The organism is Telluria sp. ZB4P37, assembly GCF_059685855.1.
This window is the reverse complement of the sequence record NZ_JCASID010000012.1, coordinates 93164-113574: the sequence shown is the minus strand read 5'-3', so window position 1 is coordinate 113574 and position 20411 is coordinate 93164. Positions and strand designations below refer to the sequence as shown.

Annotated in this window: 25 protein-coding genes; 19 read left to right on the top strand and 6 right to left on the bottom strand. The window is 60.4% G+C overall.

Annotated elements, in window-relative coordinates; genetic code table 11:
- Positions 1-12 precede the first annotated feature (12 nt).
- The 14 genes from AC56K1_RS17840 to AC56K1_RS17775 all read left to right on the top strand — a co-directional run bounded on the left by AC56K1_RS17840 (position 13) and on the right by AC56K1_RS17775 (position 11823).
- Positions 13-309, top strand: coding sequence for a head-tail joining protein (locus tag AC56K1_RS17840; protein ID WP_497159138.1), 297 nt, complete (start codon positions 13-15; stop codon positions 307-309).
- A complete protein-coding gene (locus tag AC56K1_RS17835) occupies positions 306-743 on the top strand; it encodes a hypothetical protein (RefSeq protein ID WP_497159137.1) in 438 nt (145 codons plus the stop codon). Before AC56K1_RS17840 ends, AC56K1_RS17835 begins: the two co-directional genes overlap by 4 nt.
- 1 nt (position 744) lies before the next feature.
- Positions 745-918 carry a hypothetical protein gene (locus AC56K1_RS17830; RefSeq protein WP_497159136.1) on the top strand — a complete coding sequence of 58 codons (174 nt, stop codon included), beginning with the start codon at positions 745-747 and terminating at the stop codon, positions 916-918.
- Positions 919-921: 3 nt separating this feature from the next.
- Complete coding sequence (locus AC56K1_RS17825) at positions 922-1881, top strand: phage tail tube protein (protein ID WP_497159135.1); 960 nt, start codon at positions 922-924, stop codon at positions 1879-1881.
- 42 nt (positions 1882-1923) lie between these two features.
- The gene (locus AC56K1_RS17820; protein ID WP_497159134.1) at positions 1924-2265 is read left to right on the top strand and encodes a hypothetical protein; all 342 of its coding nucleotides are present in this window, start codon (positions 1924-1926) and stop codon (positions 2263-2265) included.
- A 74-nt stretch (positions 2266-2339) separates the two neighbouring features.
- Positions 2340-2627: a DUF1799 domain-containing protein gene (locus AC56K1_RS17815; protein ID WP_497159133.1), complete on the top strand. Its 288-nt coding sequence runs from the start codon at positions 2340-2342 to the stop codon at positions 2625-2627.
- Positions 2628-2645: 18 nt separating this feature from the next.
- Positions 2646-7295, top strand: coding sequence for a DUF4214 domain-containing protein (locus AC56K1_RS17810; protein WP_497159132.1), 4650 nt, complete (start codon positions 2646-2648; stop codon positions 7293-7295).
- An 8-nt stretch (positions 7296-7303) separates the two neighbouring features.
- Positions 7304-8206: a hypothetical protein gene (locus tag AC56K1_RS17805; RefSeq protein ID WP_497159131.1), complete on the top strand. Its 903-nt coding sequence runs from the start codon at positions 7304-7306 to the stop codon at positions 8204-8206.
- On the top strand, positions 8207-9181 hold the full coding sequence (locus AC56K1_RS17800) for a hypothetical protein (protein WP_497159130.1): 975 nt from the start codon (positions 8207-8209) through the stop codon (positions 9179-9181). It abuts the gene before it with no gap.
- Positions 9178-9675 carry a hypothetical protein gene (locus AC56K1_RS17795; RefSeq protein ID WP_497159129.1) on the top strand — a complete coding sequence of 166 codons (498 nt, stop codon included), beginning with the start codon at positions 9178-9180 and terminating at the stop codon, positions 9673-9675. The genes AC56K1_RS17800 and AC56K1_RS17795 overlap by 4 nt, the downstream gene beginning before the upstream one ends.
- Before the next feature lie 238 nt (positions 9676-9913).
- A complete protein-coding gene (locus tag AC56K1_RS17790; RefSeq protein ID WP_497159128.1) occupies positions 9914-10270 on the top strand; it encodes a phage holin family protein in 357 nt (118 codons plus the stop codon).
- Entirely contained in the window at positions 10248-10793 is a 546-nt protein-coding gene (locus AC56K1_RS17785; RefSeq protein ID WP_497159127.1) for a glycoside hydrolase family 108 protein, read from the top strand. The genes AC56K1_RS17790 and AC56K1_RS17785 overlap by 23 nt, the downstream gene beginning before the upstream one ends.
- Before the next feature lie 154 nt (positions 10794-10947).
- Complete coding sequence (locus AC56K1_RS17780) at positions 10948-11373, top strand: DUF1353 domain-containing protein (protein WP_497159126.1); 426 nt, start codon at positions 10948-10950, stop codon at positions 11371-11373.
- A gap of 159 nt (positions 11374-11532) precedes the next feature.
- A complete protein-coding gene (locus AC56K1_RS17775; protein WP_497159125.1) occupies positions 11533-11823 on the top strand; it encodes a hypothetical protein in 291 nt (96 codons plus the stop codon).
- A gap of 267 nt (positions 11824-12090) precedes the next feature.
- Here the strand turns inward: AC56K1_RS17775 and AC56K1_RS17770 are convergent, their stop codons facing one another.
- On the bottom strand, positions 12091-12573 hold the full coding sequence (locus AC56K1_RS17770; protein ID WP_497159124.1) for a hypothetical protein: 483 nt from the start codon (positions 12571-12573) through the stop codon (positions 12091-12093).
- Positions 12574-12645: 72 nt separating this feature from the next.
- Between AC56K1_RS17770 and AC56K1_RS17765 the strand changes: the two genes are divergently transcribed.
- Positions 12646-13263 (top strand): hypothetical protein, encoded by a 618-nt coding sequence (locus AC56K1_RS17765; protein ID WP_497159123.1) that lies wholly within the window; start codon positions 12646-12648, stop codon positions 13261-13263.
- A 277-nt stretch (positions 13264-13540) separates the two neighbouring features.
- On the opposite strand, the gene AC56K1_RS17760 is transcribed toward AC56K1_RS17765, so the two are convergent.
- A complete protein-coding gene (locus AC56K1_RS17760; protein ID WP_497159122.1) occupies positions 13541-13771 on the bottom strand; it encodes a site-specific integrase in 231 nt (76 codons plus the stop codon).
- A gap of 59 nt (positions 13772-13830) precedes the next feature.
- Here AC56K1_RS17760 and AC56K1_RS17755 point away from each other — a divergent pair, with 59 nt between their 5' ends.
- Both AC56K1_RS17755 and AC56K1_RS17750 read left to right on the top strand, forming a co-directional pair.
- Complete coding sequence (locus AC56K1_RS17755; RefSeq protein WP_497159121.1) at positions 13831-14337, top strand: recombinase family protein; 507 nt, start codon at positions 13831-13833, stop codon at positions 14335-14337.
- Positions 14338-14524: 187 nt separating this feature from the next.
- Entirely contained in the window at positions 14525-15019 is a 495-nt protein-coding gene (locus AC56K1_RS17750) for a hypothetical protein (RefSeq protein WP_497159120.1), read from the top strand.
- 416 nt (positions 15020-15435) lie between these two features.
- Here the strand turns inward: AC56K1_RS17750 and AC56K1_RS17745 are convergent, their stop codons facing one another.
- Genes AC56K1_RS17745 through AC56K1_RS17735 form a run of 3 tightly spaced genes read right to left on the bottom strand, consistent with a single transcriptional unit; the run spans position 15436 to position 16673 of the window.
- Positions 15436-15687, bottom strand: a complete 252-nt coding sequence (locus AC56K1_RS17745) for a hypothetical protein (protein WP_497159119.1) — start codon at positions 15685-15687, stop codon at positions 15436-15438.
- Positions 15684-16403, bottom strand: coding sequence for a hypothetical protein (locus AC56K1_RS17740; RefSeq protein WP_497159118.1), 720 nt, complete (start codon positions 16401-16403; stop codon positions 15684-15686). Before AC56K1_RS17740 ends, AC56K1_RS17745 begins: the two co-directional genes overlap by 4 nt.
- 12 nt (positions 16404-16415) lie before the next feature.
- Positions 16416-16673, bottom strand: coding sequence for a helix-turn-helix transcriptional regulator (locus tag AC56K1_RS17735; protein ID WP_497159117.1), 258 nt, complete (start codon positions 16671-16673; stop codon positions 16416-16418).
- Positions 16674-17435: 762 nt separating this feature from the next.
- Here AC56K1_RS17735 and AC56K1_RS17730 point away from each other — a divergent pair.
- Positions 17436-17636 carry a hypothetical protein gene (locus AC56K1_RS17730; protein WP_497159116.1) on the top strand — a complete coding sequence of 67 codons (201 nt, stop codon included), beginning with the start codon at positions 17436-17438 and terminating at the stop codon, positions 17634-17636.
- Positions 17637-17836: 200 nt separating this feature from the next.
- Here AC56K1_RS17730 and AC56K1_RS17725 read toward each other — a convergent pair whose 3' ends face one another.
- Positions 17837-19222, bottom strand: coding sequence for a sialidase family protein (locus AC56K1_RS17725; RefSeq protein ID WP_497159115.1), 1386 nt, complete (start codon positions 19220-19222; stop codon positions 17837-17839).
- An 11-nt stretch (positions 19223-19233) separates the two neighbouring features.
- Here AC56K1_RS17725 and AC56K1_RS17720 point away from each other — a divergent pair, with 11 nt between their 5' ends.
- Entirely contained in the window at positions 19234-20397 is a 1164-nt protein-coding gene (locus AC56K1_RS17720) for a GNAT family N-acetyltransferase (RefSeq protein ID WP_497159114.1), read from the top strand.
- Positions 20398-20411: the final 14 nt, after the last annotated feature.

Genomic DNA, 20411 nt, shown 5'->3' with positions numbered 1-20411 from the left:
CCCTGACCCGTCATGTTCTTCGCCAACCTTGAAGCCACCGCCAACGCCGCCGTGCTGAACCACCTGGCCAATGTCCAGGTGACGATCGCGGGCGTGACGGTGCCGGGCATCTTCCGGAATCCTTCGAGCGTTGCGGCGCTAGGGCACGGCGCAGCCGACACCAGCCCGACCGTCTCCGTCGCCTCAAGTGCGGTGATGGACGAACCGGAAAACCAGTTGATCCACATCGCTGGCGTACCGTATTCCATTGTCCGGCCCGAACCAGACGGTACCGGCATGACGAAACTCATCGTGGAGTGCGTGCAATGAGTACCGCCTTCTCGAAGGTGGTCAGCGCGGTCATGGCGGTACTCGCCGCCAGTCCGGCAGTCTGCAACACGAGAGCCATCCACCGCGCACGCACAATCGTGATATCCGACCAGGACGACGAGGCGGTCACCGTGCAGTGGGAGCAGGGTTTGCCCCGGCCCGGCACGATCAGCGGTGCCCCGATTGATTGGCAGACCCGTATCACCGTCGAGTGCTTCGCGCGCAGCACGCGTGAGACCGGCGACGTGGCGGTGGATCCGCTGCTGCAGCGGGTGTTCGAGCGCCTCAGCGCGGACCCGACGCTGGGCGGAATGGTTGACGACTTGGTCATTGCAGGTGTTGAAGCGGAGAACACTGCCGAAGGAAAAAAAACCGGGTGGGTTCGACTCACCTATATCGCAGAACACCGCACTGAAAATTCCCTCATCAGCTGACATGTACACACTCGACAAACCGAATCCCCGCGCGATCCCGCCGCTTCCCGGCGGGGGCTCGTACACCTTCAACGAAGAGCAGTGGGCATGGATCTCGAACGATCCAGCACCTGCCGAAGTCCCTGCTGCTGCAGGCAACGAACAGGCCGAGCTGTCGGCCGCCGACCCGGAGTAACTCATGCCGCGCATTATCAAAAATACCGTCGTCACTGCAAAGGTTCAAACCGGCTCCGGCGAAGACGCTGCGCCAACCGGCGCGGATGCCGTTCTCGTGTCCGATGTCAGCATCACCCCGCTGGACGCGCAGGCAATCGACCGCAACCTGATCCGTGGTTACTTCGGTGGCAGCGAACAGCTGGTCGGCCCGTCCAGCGTGAAGGTGAGCTATACGGTCGAGCTCGCTGGTTCCGGCACTGCCGCAACCGCGCCTGCCTGGGGCAAGCTCCTGCAGGGCTGCGCGGCAGGTGAAGGCCTGCTGACCACCCCTGCCCGCGTCGAGTACTCGCCGCAGTCGTCGAACCTGAAGGCGCTGACCCAGTATTACTACGACGACGGTGTCGTTCACAAGCTGATCGACACGCAAGGCAACTGCACCCTGTCGGCCAAGGTCGGCGAGCGCCCGGTCCTGCGCTTCGAATGGGTCGGCCTGGACGGTGGCATTGCCGCCACTCCAAACGTCGCTCCAGTCTATACGCCGTGGAAGAAGCCCGTGGCCATGACAAAGGCGAACGTGGTCGACATCACTCTGGGCGCCACCTATGCCGCTGGCGCGCTGAACGGCGGCACGGTCTACAACAGCACCGGCCTCGAACTGAACTTCGGCAACGTCGTGAACTTCAGCCCGATGCTGAGTACCGAGACCGTCGACATTACCGACCGGGCATCGACCGCATCGCTCGAGCTGGAACTGACCGCTGCGCAGGAAGTCGCGCTGATGGCCGCCGTCAAGGCGAACACGACGCAGAGCCTGGCCCTGACCATCGGTACCGTGGCCGGCAACAAGATCATCGTCTTCGCGGCGGCCGCGCAGCTGACCACCCCACGTAAGTCAGAACTGAATGGCAAGCGCCTGATCGGTTTCGATGTGCGCCTGGTCCCGGCCAACGGCAACGACGAATGGCTCATCGTCACCCAGTAATGGGTGGCGGTACCCCTTAATACTCAGATCACATACAAACAAATGGCACACAAACTCATCGTACGCAACAAGCTCAAGGTGCACGTCAAGGGCGAACTCAAGGACGAGGACGGCAGCGCTGTTCCGTTCGACTTCCACCTGCATTGCAAGCGCAAGACTCAGGAAGAGCTCAACGCCCTGATCGGCGGCGGCGCAAGCCAGCCGATCAAGGACTTCTTGAAGGAGAACACCGAAGGCTGGGACAGCGACATGCAGGACGAGACCGGCCAGCCGCTCGCCTTCAGCGCCGAAAACTTCGACCGCGTGCTCAACCAGGACCCGGGCATGGCGATGGTCTGCTTCCAGTCCTACTTGCGCGATTCGGGCGCTGTAACAAAAAACTAACCACGGCCGCGCGCTACCTGGCGCGCGGCCAGCTCCGCTTCGGCGGCGACGACGAGCCGCCGGCCGAAGAGTACGTGGACAAGGCGCTAGCCGCCTTCGGCCTGTATGCCGTCGATGCGCTGCAGCTCGACCGGGATGAATACTGGCTGTGGCCGGAGAACGACGAACCGTTCCGGCTGTGGCTCGCGGTCCAGACCCAGTGGAACGTGGCCGGCATGGGTGGGGCAATCGGCCTGAACTACCCCGGCGTCGAAGCCTGCATGCGGTTGAAGGGCATGACCCGCAAGAAAAGCTCTCAAGCGTTCGAACAGATACAGGCAATGGAACAGGTGACCCTCGAAGAGTGGGCACATCGACGTTAAGTCCAAGGAACAAAGCACATGGCATCAACTTCCCGTCAAGGTTCGGCAACCATCACCATGGGTGTGGACGGCGCGGACGCGTCACGCCGGGAGATTGAGACCGTCGGCGATGCACTGCGCCGTATCAATGCCGCGTCCCTCGACCGGCTCACTGGCCAGGTCTCGGCCATGGAAGGTAGGTTCTCCAGCCTGCAGTCCACGATCGGGAACGTCGCCGGGTTCAGCATCGCCGGTCTGTCGCTGGGCGCCCTGGCCTCGAAGGTCAAGGACGCTATCGACGTCATGGGCGACCTCGACGACATGGCCCAGAAGACCGGCTCCAGCGTCGAAAGCCTGTCGCGCCTGCAGAAGGTGGCCAACGCCTTTGGCGTCGACATGGGCACTGTCGACAGCGTTCTGACCAAGCTGGCCAAGGGCATGGCCGGTACCGACGAGAAGGGCACCAAGACGGGCAAGGCGCTGGCTGCGCTCGGTGTGTCGTCGCGCGCAGCAGACGGCAGCATCCGCAGCGCCGCTGACGTCATGGTCGATGTCGCCCACAAGCTGCAGGGTTACGAGGACGGCGCAGCCAAAGCCGCGCTGATGAACGATCTGCTCGGCCGCTCAGGCGCGGACCTGCTGCCGTTCATGAACGACCTTTCCGAGAACGTCGACAAGTTCTCGGCGGTGTCGGCCGAGTCGGCCAAGCGCGCCGCTGCGCTGCAGGATCAATTTGGTTTCCTCCGTGTTCGTACCGACGAGCTGTACACATCGGTAGCGGAAGCTACGCTGCCGGCGATGACCGACCTCGCCGGCGCAATGCTGGACGTAGCTAACGAGCAAACAGGCTTGACGTCTGGTAAGGGGGTCGAGTGGGCGGATGACATCGCGGTTGGCCTGGCGCGAGTCGTCGACGTGGCAATCCTTCTGCCAAGGCTATTCAAGGCCATCGCCGGGAGTTTCCAGACCGTTGCGGCGGACGTGAGCGTTCTGTGGGATGCAGCGCCCGTGAACATGGCCTACAAGCTCACCCAAGGCAGGGACCCGATCGCTGAGTTTAAGAAGACACTTGCCGAAAGAAATGCGGTCCTTGCGGCGGCCAACAATGCTTGGGACATTGCGTGGAACAAGCCGGCCAATGAAGTTGAGCAGGCAATGCTGAAGCGCATCGCCGGACGGGGCACCACGGCTCTGGCTGCGGCGGCGGGTTTCAATGATATTTTGCCGAAAGACCCAGCGAAGAAAACCCTCAACTATGGAGGTGACGACGCCGCGGATAAAGCTGCGGCTGAAGCCAGTCGCAAGGATGCCGCCCTGCTGGCTGAGTTGTCCGGGGTAACCGCCGACTACATGGAGAACCTGGAGCGGTTGCAGAAGCTGCGTGCCTCCGGCAATGTAGGCGAGGAGCGCTACATCGAGCTGGTCACCGAGCTGATCTCCAAGCAGCCCGGCGCCAAGAAGTGGATTGACGAGCAGGCGAAGGCGCTCGAGGAATCGAACAAGCGCGCGGCCGAAGGCGGCCGTGCCTGGGATGCGATCATGAAGACGCACCAGGCCACCACGGCGCGCACGATCGAGGACGCCACCCAGGAGGCACTCAAGAACGAGGAGCTGGCCCACACCTTTGGCTTGACCAAGTCGGCTGTGGAGCAGCTCGAGCTCGCGCGCCTGGAAGAGCAGCTGGCCCAGCGCGCGGCCACCCCCCTCACACTCGTCGAGATCGAGAATCTCGAAAAGCTGATCGCAGCCAAGAAGCGGAACGTGGCCGCCTTGGTCGCCATCGATTCGAACGAGGCTGCCCGGAAGGGAGCGCAGGAGCTAAACAGTTTCCTCGACCCGTCCAAGGCCGAGACCTTCGGCGACGCGCTGCGTGAGGCCTTCGGTAGCGCCGGCACCGCCCTGACGAAACTGACCGGTAACCTCGACGGCTTCGCCCGCCGCCAGGCCGAGTTCACCAAGCAGCGCGGCAATGCCGCCAACGCCTACCTGAACGGGCTCGACGACGAGCAGACCTACCTGCGCAACGTCGCGCGCCTGAACGAGATGGAAACCAAGGACCGGCTGGCCGGCTATGGCGACATGGCCAGCGCGGCAGCCGGGTTCTTCGGCGAGCAGAGCAAGGGCTACCAGGTCCTGATGACCGTGTCCAAGGTGTTCCACGCGGCCGAGCTGGCGATGACGCTGGCCGAGCTGGTCCCGAAGGGGATCTCGGCCGTGCTGAACCAGGCAAGCGGCGACCCTTATTCTGCCTTTGGCCGCATGGCAGCCATGGCCGCCATTGTCGCCGGCCTTGGCGTCGCGATCGGTGGCGTGGGTGGCGGTGGCGCGGACACGACTGCCGCCGACCGCCAGAAGGCCAACGGCACCGGGTCCGTCCTGGGTGACCCGACCGCGAAATCCGAATCGATCGGGCGCGCGCTCGGCCTGATCGAAGACAATACTTACCAGGGCCTGGAGATCAGCTCGAGCATGCTGTCGGTCCTGCAGGCGATCAATGTCGGCATCAATGGTCTGGGCAGTATCCTGTATCGCACGGACGGCTTCAGCACCGAGACGGCTGGGATGAAGGAAGGCTGGGTGTCGCAATCCTTCCAGACCGGTGTGCTCGGTGAGATCAACAAGGCGTTCTCGGGCGGCGAATGGTTTGGCAAGCTGCTGGGCAAGGCTGGCAATGCCATCTTTGGCGGCAACGTACATACCATCGACACTGGTCTTACCGTTGGCAAGGGCGCGCTCGGGCAGATCCTGTCGTCGGGAGCCAGCGTCAGCCAGTTCGCCGAGACCAAGAAAGACGGCGGCCTGTTCCGGAGCGACAAATACGGCACCCAGCTCGCCGCCCTGGGCAGCGAGATCAACGACCAGTTCACGAAAATCCTGGCCGGGATGGGCACCGCGGTCACCGAAGGCGCAGGCATCCTTGGGATCAGCGGAGATGCGTTCACCGACAAGCTTGGCAGTTTCGTCGTAGACATCGGCAAGATCAGCACCAAGGACATGTCGTCCGAAGAGGTGCAGGAAGCGCTGCAAAGCGCCCTGAACAAAGTCAGCGACGACCTGGCGAAGTATGCGGTTGATGGGCTGCAGCAATTCCAGAAGGTGGGCGAGGGGGCTTTCGAAACCTTGGCGCGCATCGCGACCAGCTACCAGGCTGTGACAGTGGTAGCTGACTCGCTGGGCATGGCCTTCACTGCCGTGGGATTCGATTCAGTCGGAGCGCGCGAGCGGCTGATTCAACTGTCTGGTGGACTGGAAGAATTCACGTCGAGTGCCGAGAAATTCCTCACCGACTTCTATACCGACAAGGAACAGGCCGACGCGCTGCGCACACGCATCAAGCCGGCCCTCGACCAGTACGGGATTGCGACCGGCGCCGCGGACTCGCTCAAGCAATTCCGCAATGTCGTCATCGGGCTCGACCTGACAACGGCTGCTGGCGCCCAGGCCTATGCCACCTTGATGCAGATTGCCCCGGCGTTCAAGCAAATTGCCGATGTCGACGCCTCTATCTTCGAAGAGCGCGCGGACTTGCAGCGACAGTACGACGAGCTGACCATGTCTTCTGCGCAGCTGCTGACCCAGCAGCGTGATGCGCTCCACGAAAGTAACCGCGCCCTGTTCGACCAGGTGCAGGCAGTCAAAGATGCCGCAGCAGCCTCGCAGACCGCGGCCCAAGCCGCCACTGCTCGCGGCGCAGGCCTGCTGTCCGGCGTGGACAGTGCCTTCGCGGCGCTGCAAACCGTGGTTGGTCGGGAGAAGGAGCTGTTACAGGAGGTCACTGGCAAACATCAGGCGCTGGCGTCCGCGTTGCGCGGGACGCTGGACGGAATGAGCGTGGCCGGCCAGGAGCCGCAGGAGCGCCAGACTGCGCAAGCCCAGATCCGCGCTGCGCTGCTGATCGCCAAGGCATCCGGTCCACTGCCGGACGTCGACAGCCTGAAGGGCGCCCTGTCGATCGTGGCACGGGATTCGTCGGCCATGTTCGCCACGCAGGAAGAGTACCTGCGCGATTTTTACTCCACCCAAAACGATATCGCCGACCTCGCGGGCCTGACCGACAAGACGCTGAGCGTCGAGGAACAGTCGTTGAAGTCGCTCGACGGCATTCTTGAAAAGGCGGAGCTGCAGATCAACGTGCTCAAAGGAATAGACCTTTCCGTGCTGACGGTGGCGGATGCGGTCAGCGCGATGGGCCGCGCCCTTGGTGCGGCCCAAGCTAACCCCGTCGCCAGCTCCGGTGGGAGCATCGCCAGTTTGTACCAGTCGCTGCTAGGCCGCGCACCCGACTCGGCAGGCCTGGCCTATTGGCAGGACCAGGTTGCTGGTGGCATGTCGATCGAGCGCATCCGAGAACTCATCAAGGGCAGCAGCGAGTTCGCCAGCTTGGGCCGCATTCCCGGGTTTGCCGCCGGCGGCGACTTTGCTGGCGGCGTCCGGATCGTGGGCGAGCGCGGTCCTGAAATGGAAATTACCGGAGCGAGCCGGATCGTCAGCCACGAGCAGCTGATGCGCCGGCTCGCCAGCCCATCCGAGAATAATGCAGCCCTGGCTGCAGCTGTTGAACGGCTGACGCGCCAGGTTGAAGGTTTGCGCTCCGAGGTGCGGGCTACCGCAACGCATACCGAGAAGTCTGCCCGCTTGCTTGGCCGGGTCATCAGCGAGGATGTTTTGAGAGTGAAGGCGGAAGTCTAATGAGCGGCATGAAGATCATCAAGCCTACCGTCATCACTGATGCCATGCTGATCAGCAGTTCAGTGGCCGAGCCGGCTGCAGGTGAACCGGCGTGGAACGGTGGGACAGCCTATGCGAAAGGCGCTGTCGTAACACGTGTGACCACCCACTGCCGATACGAGCGGCTGGTTGCCGGAGCCACGCCTGCTGCGCCAGAAAGCGATACGGCCAACTGGCTTAATCTGGGCCCGACCAACCGCTGGGCTGTGCTCGATCGGAAGGTCGGCACGGCCACCAGCGCATTAGGTTCGCTGACTATGGTGCTTCGGCCTGGAGGCGTGTCTGGCATCGGCGCCCTGGAGATCGTTGGCCGCGGGTTTACGGCGACGCTGAAGGATGCCCCGGGTGGCACGGTCGTGTACAGCAAGGCGGTGCCGCTCGACGGCACGGTAATCACGAGCATCTACGACTGGTTTTACTCGGAATTCGAGCAACTGACTGATGTCGTGCTGACCGATCTTCCGCAGCACTACGAGAGCGGTGAGCTGACAATTGAACTGACTGGCACGGGCGTCGTGTCGATGGGCGTGCTTCAGGTCGGACAGGTGATCGAGGTCGGCGATACGCAGTACGGCGCATCGGTTGGCATCATCGATAACAGCCGCAAAGAGAAGGACCAGTTCGGGAACATGGACGTTCTCGAGCGCAGTTACAGCAAGCGCAGCAGCCTGCAAGTCGTCACCAGGAAGGCTGAGTTCAACAAGATCTACCGCCGCCTCGCGTCGCTTCGCGCCACGCCCTGCATCTTCATCGGCGCCGACCAGGTCGGCTACGAGCCCATGATTACATACGGGTTCTACAAGGACTTTGGCATCGCCGTTAACTATCTGCATACACACCTGCTTAACATCGAAATCGAAGGGCTCAGCTAAATGGCAATAACATCTCTTTCACCTCTGGACCGTACCAGCCCATCGTTCCGTTCTGACGTGGATCAGTTCTTCGGGGCGCGTCTCCCGCTGCTGGTATCGGAGATCAACACGGCGGCGGCGGGTATGTCGGCCTACGCCGCGGGAGGTGCATTCGCCATCCCGTACACCTTCGACACGGCTACGGCCGCTGACGACCCGGGCGCTGGCAAGCTGCGCTTCAACAACGCTACGCAATCGTCGGCAACTTCGATGTACCTCGACCTGACCAGTTCGGACGCCCAAGACGTGAGCGGCCTTCTTGATCAATTCGATGCTGCAACGAGCACTATCAAAGGTAAGGTGCGGCTGGTCAAGGCCACCGACCCAAGCAAATGGATCACGTTTGACGTCTTGTCGCGCAGCGCACCGGGCGGCTACCGCAGCATCCAGATTAGCGGCGCTTGGGGCGCGTCGCCGAGTCCATTTGCGAACGGCGACGCGCTGGTTCTCTTCTTTCAGCGGACGGGCGATAAGGGCGATACCGGCCCGGCTACCTTCAACGTGCCGATATTGCATGTTCGGGAAGAGTACAGCGGGGGCACCAACGCGCCAAGCGCCGGTAGCGGTGCGGCCCGCGTGCTGAATACGGTTCTGCTGAACGGCATTACCGGCGCTTCGCTCGCAAGCAACCAAGTCACTCTGCCAGCGGGAACATATGATGTTGACGCGAGCGCAACGATCATCAACGGCGCCACACACCGCATCAAGATTTTCAATGTCACCGACAACGCTGTCGCGGCAATGGGCAGCAGTGCTTATGTCGGCCCCAACCAGTATAACGACGGCATCCCGAGTCGCGTCCAAGGCCGCTTCACCATCGCCGCCGCAAAGGTGTTTGAGGTTCGCCACTATGGCAATTCGGGCGGCGGTGGGCAATCGCCGAATGACGGAAGCAACGCAGCGTATGCCGAAGCAATTTTCAGAAAGGTCGCATGATGGGCAACATCTCTTACGTCACCTACGATGCCGAGGGCAAGTTGACCGGCGTATACCTGCAGGAGTTGCAACCGGAGCACGTCGACTGCCACATCGCGATCAGCGACGAGCAACGCCTCAACTGGCTGGCCTACCACGCAAATGAAGCACGCGATAGGATCGAGCTTCTGCCGCCCGCCGCGCCGCCGGCGCCCACCGAAGCTCAGGTGGTTGCCGCCTACATGGCAGCCGTGCAGCAGCACATGGACGCGCGTGCCGTCGCGTTCGGCTACGACAACCTGATCAGCGTGATCACCTATGCAGAGGAGCCTGCGGTCGCGCGCTACCAAGCCGAGGGCCAGGCTTTCCGCGCATGGCGGTCCTCGTGCTGGTTCGCCTGCGAGCAGATGCTGGTCGCCGTCAAGGCTGGCGACCGCACGGCACCAACGCACCAGGAGCTATTCGACGAACTGCCCGCCCTCGACCTGTCCGATCCGGTGGCCCTTACAACTTAATTTTCCACTATGCGTCGCCTAAAGCCCGCTTCCTGCGGGTTTTTTTTCGCCAGTTGAATTGTCTCAACTTTCCTAGAAATGAGACGGCTTCAACAGGACACTATGGACTTCTAGGAACGTCACGACTATGAGAGAAAAATTAATAAGCGAACCGTTCCCGAACCGCTCGCGTAGCTACACCGCGCATTCCCACGCCCTAGCCACCCAAGGTGGCCTTTCTTTCACCTGAAAGGTTCGCATGAACCCACCAACCCCACAAGGCGCAGACGACGTCGCCGAGGCCATCACCTGGCTCTGGATCTTCGGCCTGTCCCTTCTCGGCGGCTTCGTCTCGTTCTACCGCAAGCTGCGTGAAAAGCACGTGCGCGCATGGAATTTCACCGAGTTCATCGGCGAGATCGTGACCTCTGCCCTAGTGGGGATCATCACTTTCAACCTGTGCCAGTGGCTCGGGTACCCGCTGTCGCTGTCGGCCGCCCTGGTCGGTATCACCTCCCACATGGGCAGCCGCGCCCTCTTCAAGTTCGAGAAGGCGCTCGACGCGAAATTCCCACAAGCCAAGGAGGCAAGCGATGACCATCCAAAAAATCATTGAAGGCGTGCTCGAGCGCGAGAAGGGTTATGCGAATAATCCGAAGGATGCGGGCGGCGAGACCATGTGGGGGATCACCGTCGCGACGGCGCGCCGCAACGGCTACACCGGGGCGATGCGCGAGCTAACGCGCGAGCAAGCCACCTCGATCTACCTACAGGAATACGTGGTCGCGCCCGGCTTCAAGCGCATCGCGGCGATTAACACGCTGATCGCCGAGGAGTTGGTCGATTCCGGAGTGAACTGCGGCCCCGGCCGGCCCGGCCCATGGCTGCAGCGCACCCTGAACCTGCTCAACCGCGAAGCCCAACTTTTCCCTGACCTGGTCGTCGACGGCCAGCTCGGCCCGGCCACGCAGGCAGCACTGATGCACGTGCTTAGGTACCGCGGCGCCGACGGCGAGAAGGTGATCCTCCGGACGCTGAACTGCCTGCAGGGCGCGTACTACATGGAAATCACCGAGCGCCGCGCGGCGAACGAGGAGTTCTTCTTCGGCTGGCTGCTGCACCGCGTTGCAGCCGCATGACCGACACAGCCCGTTTGCCCACCCACTCGCAAAGGAAAAGTCTGATGAAAGCCCGTACCCTGATCGCCGCCCTGCTGCTAGCCACCCTCGCCGGCTGTGCCAATGTCACCGTCAAGGCGACCTACCAATATCCGGCATCGACCGCCGCGGCGAAATGACAACGCCGGCCCGGTTTCACACGACGCTGCAGGTTGAGCAGATCGGCGAAGCGCGCTGGCGGCTGACGGAGCTGCTTGCGTTTTACTCGGCGAAGTTTGACCGCATGATCATCGTCGGAAAAGGCTTCGTCACCGACTTTGCGAGCGTGCCGCGTGTGCCCGGGGCGTACCTGTTGTTCGCTGGCGTGGGGGAGCAGGCGGCCGTGGTGCACGACGCGCTGTACAGCAGCGGGGAGGTGTCGCGCAAATCGGCCGACGAGATCTTCCTGGAGGCGCTGGAGGCGTGCGGCGTGTCAGCCTGGAGGCGCTGGCCGATGTACTGGGCGGTGCGCACTCTCGGCGCTGCGCGTTACACCTCGTCGCAACCAGGGTTGCAGCAAGACCCGCCGAGCGACATCGATCGAGACACCATGCTCGAATAGCGCTCGGGCGCCGGCGGCGACACCACGGACGGCGGCCAGGTTAATGGCCAAGTCCACGTGGGTCGCCGTCAGGCGGTCGGTTCGCTTTTTCATCCAGGGAGCGTACCAGGCCCGCAATGAGCCGGGTTTGATTCAGCTCAACGGTGATAGACTTCCGCGATGCATGGAAAAGTCAAAAAGCTACGCAACCGCGGAGCCCGCCTGTCGGATCAGGACATCGGTCGGTCCGATTTTGTCGAGGGCGACGTCAAGTTGTCCGGCCTGAACGATACCTTGGTACTCACGGTGAGCGACCCTAACTCTACGGTCGGTGCCTCACTATTCCCCCAATTGTTCGAGGCCCGCCTCATCACCATGCATGGGAACAAGATGCTATTCAAGGGCGAGGAGCACCCCCAGGGCGACGCCGGCCCTGCCTTCGTTCAGGAGTGGGCTGTGGTAGTGGGGTAGGCGAAACACAGTTCACAAACCCAGTTCTTACTCCAGCACCCGCAACCTCATACACTTGCTCGTCCCGACTGTCCGCAATCGGCCCAGGCTGTGTAAAAACGCAGAGTGGACAGCATGCCAGCGACACCCGGCCTCTCAAAACGCTCTCCAAGGCGTTTTCTCAAGGTCGGGAATGGTAAAGAGACCCCTGAAAAACACGCTGATCTCGCGTTTTTACACAGCCTGGGCCAGTAGCGGACATAACCTCCTAAGAAGCCCGGATGTCGCTTAGCAAGCAGTAACCCGCCATAGATGAGATCCAGAGCGTTGGGCCCATTGGGTGTTTCTTAAGGGCCACGCAACCTGTGAGGAAAAAAACTGATTCGGAACCTCATACACATAACGTCCACAACCGCGCCTAAACTGGTGCTGTAACTGCATAACAAAAGCATTTGTTGGGTTGGTGAGAGTAATTGTGACCACTACATCATTCCCCCATTCGGGGTGATCTGTCGCGGCATGGACCGGTGTATCGACTACCCAATGAAATAATGCTCGAACAGAAAACTCGCTAACTTCTTCCAGATCTACTCTCATTTCTGAAAGTGTAGTCACCCAAGCATAGGATCTAAATTCCCACGGCTCGGGCCATCTAAAACTGGCGGTCGGGCCTATATTTTCAATCGCGGATTTTTCACCTACAACAAATCCAATTTCCCCATCACTGCCGAGATGCGTGCCAGACTCGATCACTTTTTCAGATGAATTCATGGCACGCTCCAAGTAGAAAGAATCGACGGGATTATTTTACCTTTTAAATCCCAGTTGCTCGCGCGCGTACATTTGAGCAAAATCAACACATCAGGTATAAAGGCATATTCGGCTCGTTATAAGTTCGCTTTAGCGCAAGATCGACAACCTGCGGCACCCTCCACAGCTGTAGAGGAAGAGCATACGTTGGTCTATGCGACGTCCCCTATCGGGCCAGAAGCGGACGAACAGATAACAGGCAAACACCAAGAGGAACATATGCTCGCAGCCTTATTGCTCAGCACTACTGTTGTTGTCAGCACAGACGATAGTTATCACATACCACAAGTTGAGCGCTCAATGCTTGAAGGAAAATGTTCTACGCAAGAGCTTAAGTTGACTGAGCAGCGCGGGACGATGACGCTCTCTGTCAATGGCAAAGTTCGTGATATCAGCGATACCTCGTTTGCGAAAAGCTACCTGTCAGGAAGCTATCTCGGTCGCTTTACCTTTACATGTCGCAGGGACAGCAAAGAGTTCTCTATCAACTTCTTTGGGTTGGAAGTTCCCGAAAATGGGGCCCCCAGGACGTCGACTGGGTCAGTCTCGTATGATGTGTCCTTCTCCGTCACCCAAGACTCAGCCATCTCAAATCAGGAAGTAAATCTGCACAAATTCAACATAAGACGCAACGAGCGCTGGGTCCGGTAACTTTTGAGTCGCATGTGCAATGTCCGATCTGGGTCGATTGCGGACGTAGCGCTCCACAAAGTTTTTTGCACCCGCATGGGTAGTGGGTCTTAGCAGTGCTTGCGCTGCAGTTTTGTGGAGCGGAAACAGCACTTCAGCCCGCATGGTTGTGCGATTCCTTATGCAACTTCCCAAGCTTACGACGAGGGTTCGATTCCCTTCACCCGCTCCATAGGAGAATTGCCGGTTTTTCGGGGCGCTCTCTGCTCCCCAAAAATGGGTTTGCTCCCCAAAATCCCTATTTCGTAGACCCGACGATCTTGCCCCGACGCAGGTAATGCCGCTGGGTTGTCTTGACGCTGTCGTGCCCAAGCAGGTCACTGGCGGCCTGCTCGCCGCGCTCGTCGCTTGTGTCGTCGGCGGCCTTCGCGCGTAGGTCGTAGAAGTGGAAAGCCTTGATCGCGGTGGCCAGCGCCGGGTGCTTCTCGGCGGCCGCGGTGCGCGCGTCATCGAAGTGATTGCGCAGCACGGCCGGGGTCAGCCGCTTGCCTTGCTGGTTGACTCGAGATCGAGCGGGCCGGCTTCACGGTGGACTACTGGTTTGCCCACCAGGTCAGTGGCAAGGTCTCGGCGACGCAGCGCCTGGAGTTCCGACAGCTGCTGGCCAAGATCAGAGATGGTGAGCGCCTGGTGGTCGCAAAGCTCGACCGGCTTGGACGGGATGCCCAGGACATCGGCGCGACGATCAAGCTGCTCGCCGCACGCCAGATCGAAGTCGTCGTACTCCAGCTCGGGAAGCTGGACCTGACGTCGGCGCCAGGGAAGATGATCTTGGCCGTGCTCGCCGCGATGGCGGAAATGGAGCGAGACCTGCTTGTAGAGCGGACGCAGTCAGGGCTGGCCCGGGCCAAGGCCGAAGGCAAGACGCTCGGCCGGCCAAGCAAGACCACCGCACGCGACCAGGCCAGGATCGTGGAGCTGCACGCTGCCGGCCAGTCGCTCACGAAGATTGCCGCCCAGTTCAAGATCGGCAAGGCGACCGTTCACAGCATCACCAAGGCCGCCAAAGCCGCAGCGCAGGCACCGGCCCCCTAATGTCACAGCGAAGGCACTCAAAGCCATCAGGAAGCTCGCAGCAGGCTGCACAGCCGAAGGGGTTGACATAAGGCGGTGTCCTTGAAGCGGCCACATGAACAGCGCCGCTAAACCCCTGCCCAAGCCGGTTGCCTCCTCCTAAAAAAGAGCTATAACTAGATTAGGTAATGCCATTAAGGAGAACGAAATGAAAGCGTTATTGCCGACAGTAGTCATTTTGTCCACGCTGGTCAGCCCAGTGTGGTCGCAAACCAAGCCAACCAAGCCAACGACCAACACACCAATGGTTGTTAATTCCGCAGGACAGGCAATTGGTCGCTACGTTGCTGACGCACATGGGCGCGTTGCTGTATTGATCAATTCTGGAAACCAGGTTGTTGCTATAGGGCTTACAAATGGTGCAGCAGGTTTAGATTGGGCAACAACAACTTACCCTCTTTTTACTTCTAGTAATTGTACTGGACAGGCTTATGTTAATGCCAACACTGGCCTGACGCGATTTGCAGGAACGGTTATTCCTGCGCCTTCGCCTCGCGGATTTGTTCAGTCAGGAGCGCCGCAGATGATCAATCCCCAGTCGTATCTTTTATCGGATGGGACATGTAATGCAACCACAGGGAACTCCCTGTTTGCCCCAGCCAATACCATTTCATTGGATAGCCCGCCCTTGTACGTCCAGTAAAGATCGCTGGCTTGCGAAGCGAAGATCGCGGCCAGTTCAAGATCGGCAAGGCGACCGTTCACAGTGTCATCAAGGCCGCGAAGAAGGCTGCGCAGGCATATCGCCCCACACCAAACCTGCAAAGGTCGCCAAGGCCACCAGGAAGCTCACAGCGGCCCGTACAGACGATGAAACGGACATGGAACGGCGAGTGGCCCTGGAGTAGCAGCACGGCCAGCTGCGCCTGCATCCATAAACAGGCCACGACAACGGTTCAAGGCTGAAAAGAACAAGGGGACCCTATGGCGTGGGGTCCCCCTGCGGGAAGCACCTTAGAAGGGACATGTCCCAAAATCGGGTGCTAAGACCTTTGACGGTTTATACGCCGTCGCATAACCTGGGGTCGGTGAAGCTTGTGTCGTACTGGCCGCCTTCAATCAACGCCGACGACGCGCCGCTTCGACCGCCTTCAGCCGCTGCATCACCACCTTCAAATCGACGATCATGCCCGCAATCTGCCGCCGCACCGAGTCCGGCTTGTAGGCGTTCTTGGCGACGCGAGCCTTCCCTTCCGGCGTGACAGGTCCTTGGCTTTGGAGCCACGGCTTCCAGCGGTGGATAGCCTGCGACTGCTTCGCGCGGCGGGCGGCGGTCCAGCCCCAGGGATGGGGAGGATCGGGATCGGTCATGACGAACGAATAGACTGTTTGGATGAAACTTGCGCCAGTCGTGCCAGCGCGTCGTTTGCCGCAGTTCTCGCCTGCTCCTGACGCGATGGCGACTTGGCCGGGGGCGGCATGGGCTGGCCTAGGGTGTCGTCCCAGTACGCCACTGGGACCTGGTCTTCGCGCACACGGATGAAGTCGTCGATGGCGACGTCGACATCGGCGGACTGCCCAGCGGCGTCGAGCACGATGCGGGTTGGCTGTGCAATCAATTGCACTACGGGGCTGGCGCTGCCGATGGCCGCGATCTGCCAGGTCGGCAGGACCAGCCACGCTTCGCTGGCGAGGACGTTCGCCGCGTCATGATGGTCGGGCAGCTCGACCACCGGGCGGGCACGCTGGCCGACACCGTCAGCACCCACCAGGTCATCACCCATCACGTCAGTGTCGACCGCATAACATAGGTATGCGGTCGACACTCCCACCGCATCCGCTTCCACCACGCCGGCAACCGCATAAGCTTTCTTGTCGACATCACCGGCAGGCGCCGTCTGCATCAAGCCGAGCGCCTGTGCCATCGACACCGGGTCGGCGGTCAGCATCTTGCGCAGTGCCGCCACGGCAGCCGGGTCGTCGGCCCATGCCGCGCCGTCGGCCGCCATCTTGACCAGCACGCGCTCCGCGACGTGCTGACCGGGCGCGTCGCGCCCCAACGTGTCGTCGTTATGGATGAAGTTCATGGACGTTCTCGCTTAGCGGGCGCGTGCTTGTTCGAGGGCGAACACCAGAGCGCGGATGGCGTTTTCGCTCTTGCCGGCGATGCGCGCTTTGTTGATTGCGTAGACTTCGGAAGCGGGCCATCCGACGAGGCGTGAGCCTAGCTGGACAGGCGTGGTGAAGGTGCCATCGGAGACGCGCAGGTACAGCGTCGAGCGGGACACGCCAGTTTCGATGGTCGTGTCGGAGACACGGAGGATGCGGGCGGACGGTGCGGTCACGAAGTCGTTCATGTGACGGATTCACTAGGAGGGGAATAAGCCAACCCGTTCGCAAGAAGAATCGGGTTGGACCATTCGCCGCCCCGCCGCATTCCTCGGGGTCCTTAAATGTTCCGTCGGGTATTGGGCCGAGGTTGAAGCAACCTCGTCAGCTCACCGCACATCAGCTACAACGCATGCTATAGGATTGTCAAAACAACTCAAGAACATTTTATTGATCCCGCCTTCGTCTGACAAAAAACCACGTTGAAGTTTAGAACGGTGCGGACAACATCGTGACGAGAGGTTGCGGTTCAGGCTGCATCGCGTTGCCGGTCCTGCGACTACGCTGCGGCTGTCTGAGGGACCCGCCTATTTCGAGGGTGGCGTCGGAGCGACTGGCACGTCATCGTCATCGGCCAGATCGGTGCCATGATCGAGCTGCGGTCGTCTTGGCCGTGCCGGAACGCATGTGGGCGGACAGGCAGCGCCGGCAGCGGGTGTCCATGACACACCCTACGCTTAATTCAGCGGAGGTTGCGGGCGAGAGCCGCAAATTGCAGGCCAGGATCGCCGGCGCCGGCAGCGACCCGTGCGCAAGGTCGAACAGATCATCGCCAAGGCCACGCCCGAGGTAGTGGCGAAAGTGCAGCGGCGAGCTGTCGATCAACGCGGCGGCCAAGCTGGTGATGGCGTCGAAACCGGCGAAGCTGGTCGTCCGCCACCAAGTGGTTCGACACGTCGCACGCCTTGGCGGTGTTCATCGTCGCCGTCGTACCGTGCTTGGTGGTGTAGGTGCACCGGCATCGGACCCAGCCTAAGCCAGATGAAGCGGTCGACGAGACCGTCGATATCCTGACGACGACGCAAAAGAGCAACGACGACACGTCGCCGCTTCAATTCATCAGCAACGAAAAGCCGGCGTATTTTGAAGGGCCGGAAAAGGCCGTGATGGCGTTCGCTGAGGCCATCGGTGCACTGTCCGCGAGCGAGTAATTCTGCTTCCCAAAGCAGGGTAGCCGGGGCAATTTGCCGGGCAAGGTAACACGGGATTTTTAGGCTTTTGGGGAGCAGGAAACCTTTTTAAACCCGCGCCAATCCTCATCTCATGAGACAGCTTCCCAAGCTTACGACGAGGGTTCGATTCCCTTCACCCGCTCCAGTGACCGGCCGCAGTACCTGCCGCTCCAAGTCGCTTAGCGATCCTCCTGTACCCGCCCCCGTATCACCCAAACACGGCTTCCGCGTCCCGCTGCCAAGCTGCTGCCGACGACCGCGATCATTCCATCCGGACCCATGGCGAGCTTTTGGCCCAAGATGCCTTGCTGGCTGCCATGTCGTCCGTCATCCTTGCTATGCAGGATCACCGCGGAACGCGTGAAACCGGCACCGGCCATGTACGCATGTCCCAAGCTGGTACGCGACACCGGCTCCCGCACGACGTGGGCGCGGCCATGTCCGTCGATGGCGAGGTGCGCGGCCAACGCGCCTTCTACGGACAGAGTGTGCGGTCTGCCGAAACTCAAGGCCTGGCCGTTGGCGCGCGCGTAGCGGATCACGGGCGCGCCCTTTCCCACCTGTTCCACATAGACCAGATGCAGGAAGCCATTGCGGTCTACGGCAATGCGCGGCGCGTCGGCGCGTGCCCTCGCGGCGCCAACCTGCACCGGTGACGCAAACGTGGCGCCGCCATCGCCCGACCGGCTCACGCGGATATCGGCGTCGCGGTCTTCGCCGACGGTCCAGGCGAGGTAGACCTGGGAGGCAGCACCGATGGCTAACGAGGGGGCCCGCGCCGGCAGCTTCGTGTCGCCTGCAATATGCTGCGGCCTCGAAAAGCTGCGGCCGGCGTCAAGCGAGCACGCCAGCCACAACATCCCGTCGTACTCCGTCCATACTGCATAGACGCTGCCATCCACGCCTGCCGCAAGATCCAGGCTGCCGTTCGACCAGGTATCGCGGTCGAGGCGGCCCTTGCCGTCGCCGCCGCGTGAGGACGACAGGTTGCGCGGCTGGGAGAAGGTTTCCCCCCCATCGGTCGAATGCGCGAACAGGATGTCGCCGCCGTGGGAGCCTCCCGAAAAGATAATCTCCTGCCAGAGCACGTACAGCGTGTCCGGCCCCGCGCTGACGATGCGGGGCTGCCAGGAGAAGGTGGCCGGGTTGCGCGAGACATTGACTGGCGCGCCCCGCGGGCGGCCGTTGGCGCCGAGCACCTGCAACAGCACGTCCTTGCGCCGCTGGTCCACCCAAGCCACCGCCAGCGCGCCGCTGGGGAAGAAGGCAGCGGTGCCGTCGTCGACGTAATCGTAGTCCGAGTCGTTCTGGCGCCATGGCCCCTTGGTGCCGCCACCGCTGGCGATCTCCACGCTTGGCAACCATTCCGCGCCATCTGTACCAGGCAGGGATAGCGCTAATAATGAGGGAACCCAGGCAAGCACGGCCGCAATGATGAATGCGCGTTGGTTCATATAAATAATCCCCTGGGCTGGAGCGCGATCAAGGTCGCTGCTCTTATTGATCTCTCGCAAAGAGAGGGGCTGATTAGCACTTAATATCAATTGAACCGGGGATGACATCAAGGGGGTCTTCAATGAACCGAGAGACCTTTATCCGATCTAAGCAGCCAAATTTGAAATCCGCAGGCCCTCAAGAACCCGAGAGTGCCGATGGAAACGTTTTTGAGCATTTATTTTACGAACAGCACATACCGGATTTTGCTGCGGCAACTCTGGAGCGGCTATACTCGAATATTTACTGCACTTTAGCCCGCATAGATGCCTACGAATCCCTCGAAGGGATCAGTACCTACGTCAGGCAACGCGGGTCTTCTGTCGAGACATTGATTATGTTTCGACAGAAAAATCATCTTATAACAGTTGTAAATCAACAATCCGACTTTTCTGTCGAAGAACTTTCATCATTTTGCAAGGCCATATTTTCTCGTTATAAAACAGCGCAGGCAATTTGCTTTTATGCACTAGACATGCGCTTGACAAGCTTTCCTTTTGTTTTTCATCAGGTTGAGCAAATTGAAGAAAACATCATTTTGTTGCCGAAAGAGAAAAGCATATATGTTGATAGCATACGACCTCAATTCAGAAAGCAGTTGAGGTACGGAAGTGAAGGTATCAAAGCAGCTCATCCGACTTATCGTATAGAGCTCGTTTCAAAAAGCGACATCCAAGCCGAGGCCGTTGAGTCAATCCTCATGCATGCAATGAAACGGATGCAAGTGAAAGGGCAGTGCAACTATACAGCTAAAGTAGAGAAAAAAGCATTGCTCAAAATGCTTAAAAAATATGGGCATATCGCGCTAGCAACTATCAACGGCAAGATCTGCGGAGGGGCAATGTGGTTGAGTGTGGGAAAGCGCCACTTTCATCAGATCGCGGCCCATGATCCAGAATACGACCAGTATATGTTGGGGAACCAAATTTGGATGGCGGCTATATTATATTGTCTCGATCTCGGCGGAGAGGAATGTTGGCTGATGGGAGGTGCTAGTGCACACAAAGCAAGGTTTCGTGCTCAGAAGCGGATCTTTAACAGCATCACTGTCTACCGATCCAAACTCCATCAGTTTCTGAACTGGAAAATATCTCTTCCATGCTGGGCAAGTCTACAGGCCGCCCGGTTCAAGGCCGCTGCAATCTCGCGCTCGACTCGCCCCGACCATATTGGACGCAACATGGAAAAAGCCATTGCTGCCATAAAAAATATGCGCAAAAATGCCCGTCAAAAAGGAAGCCGGTGAGGGCCCACTATCGG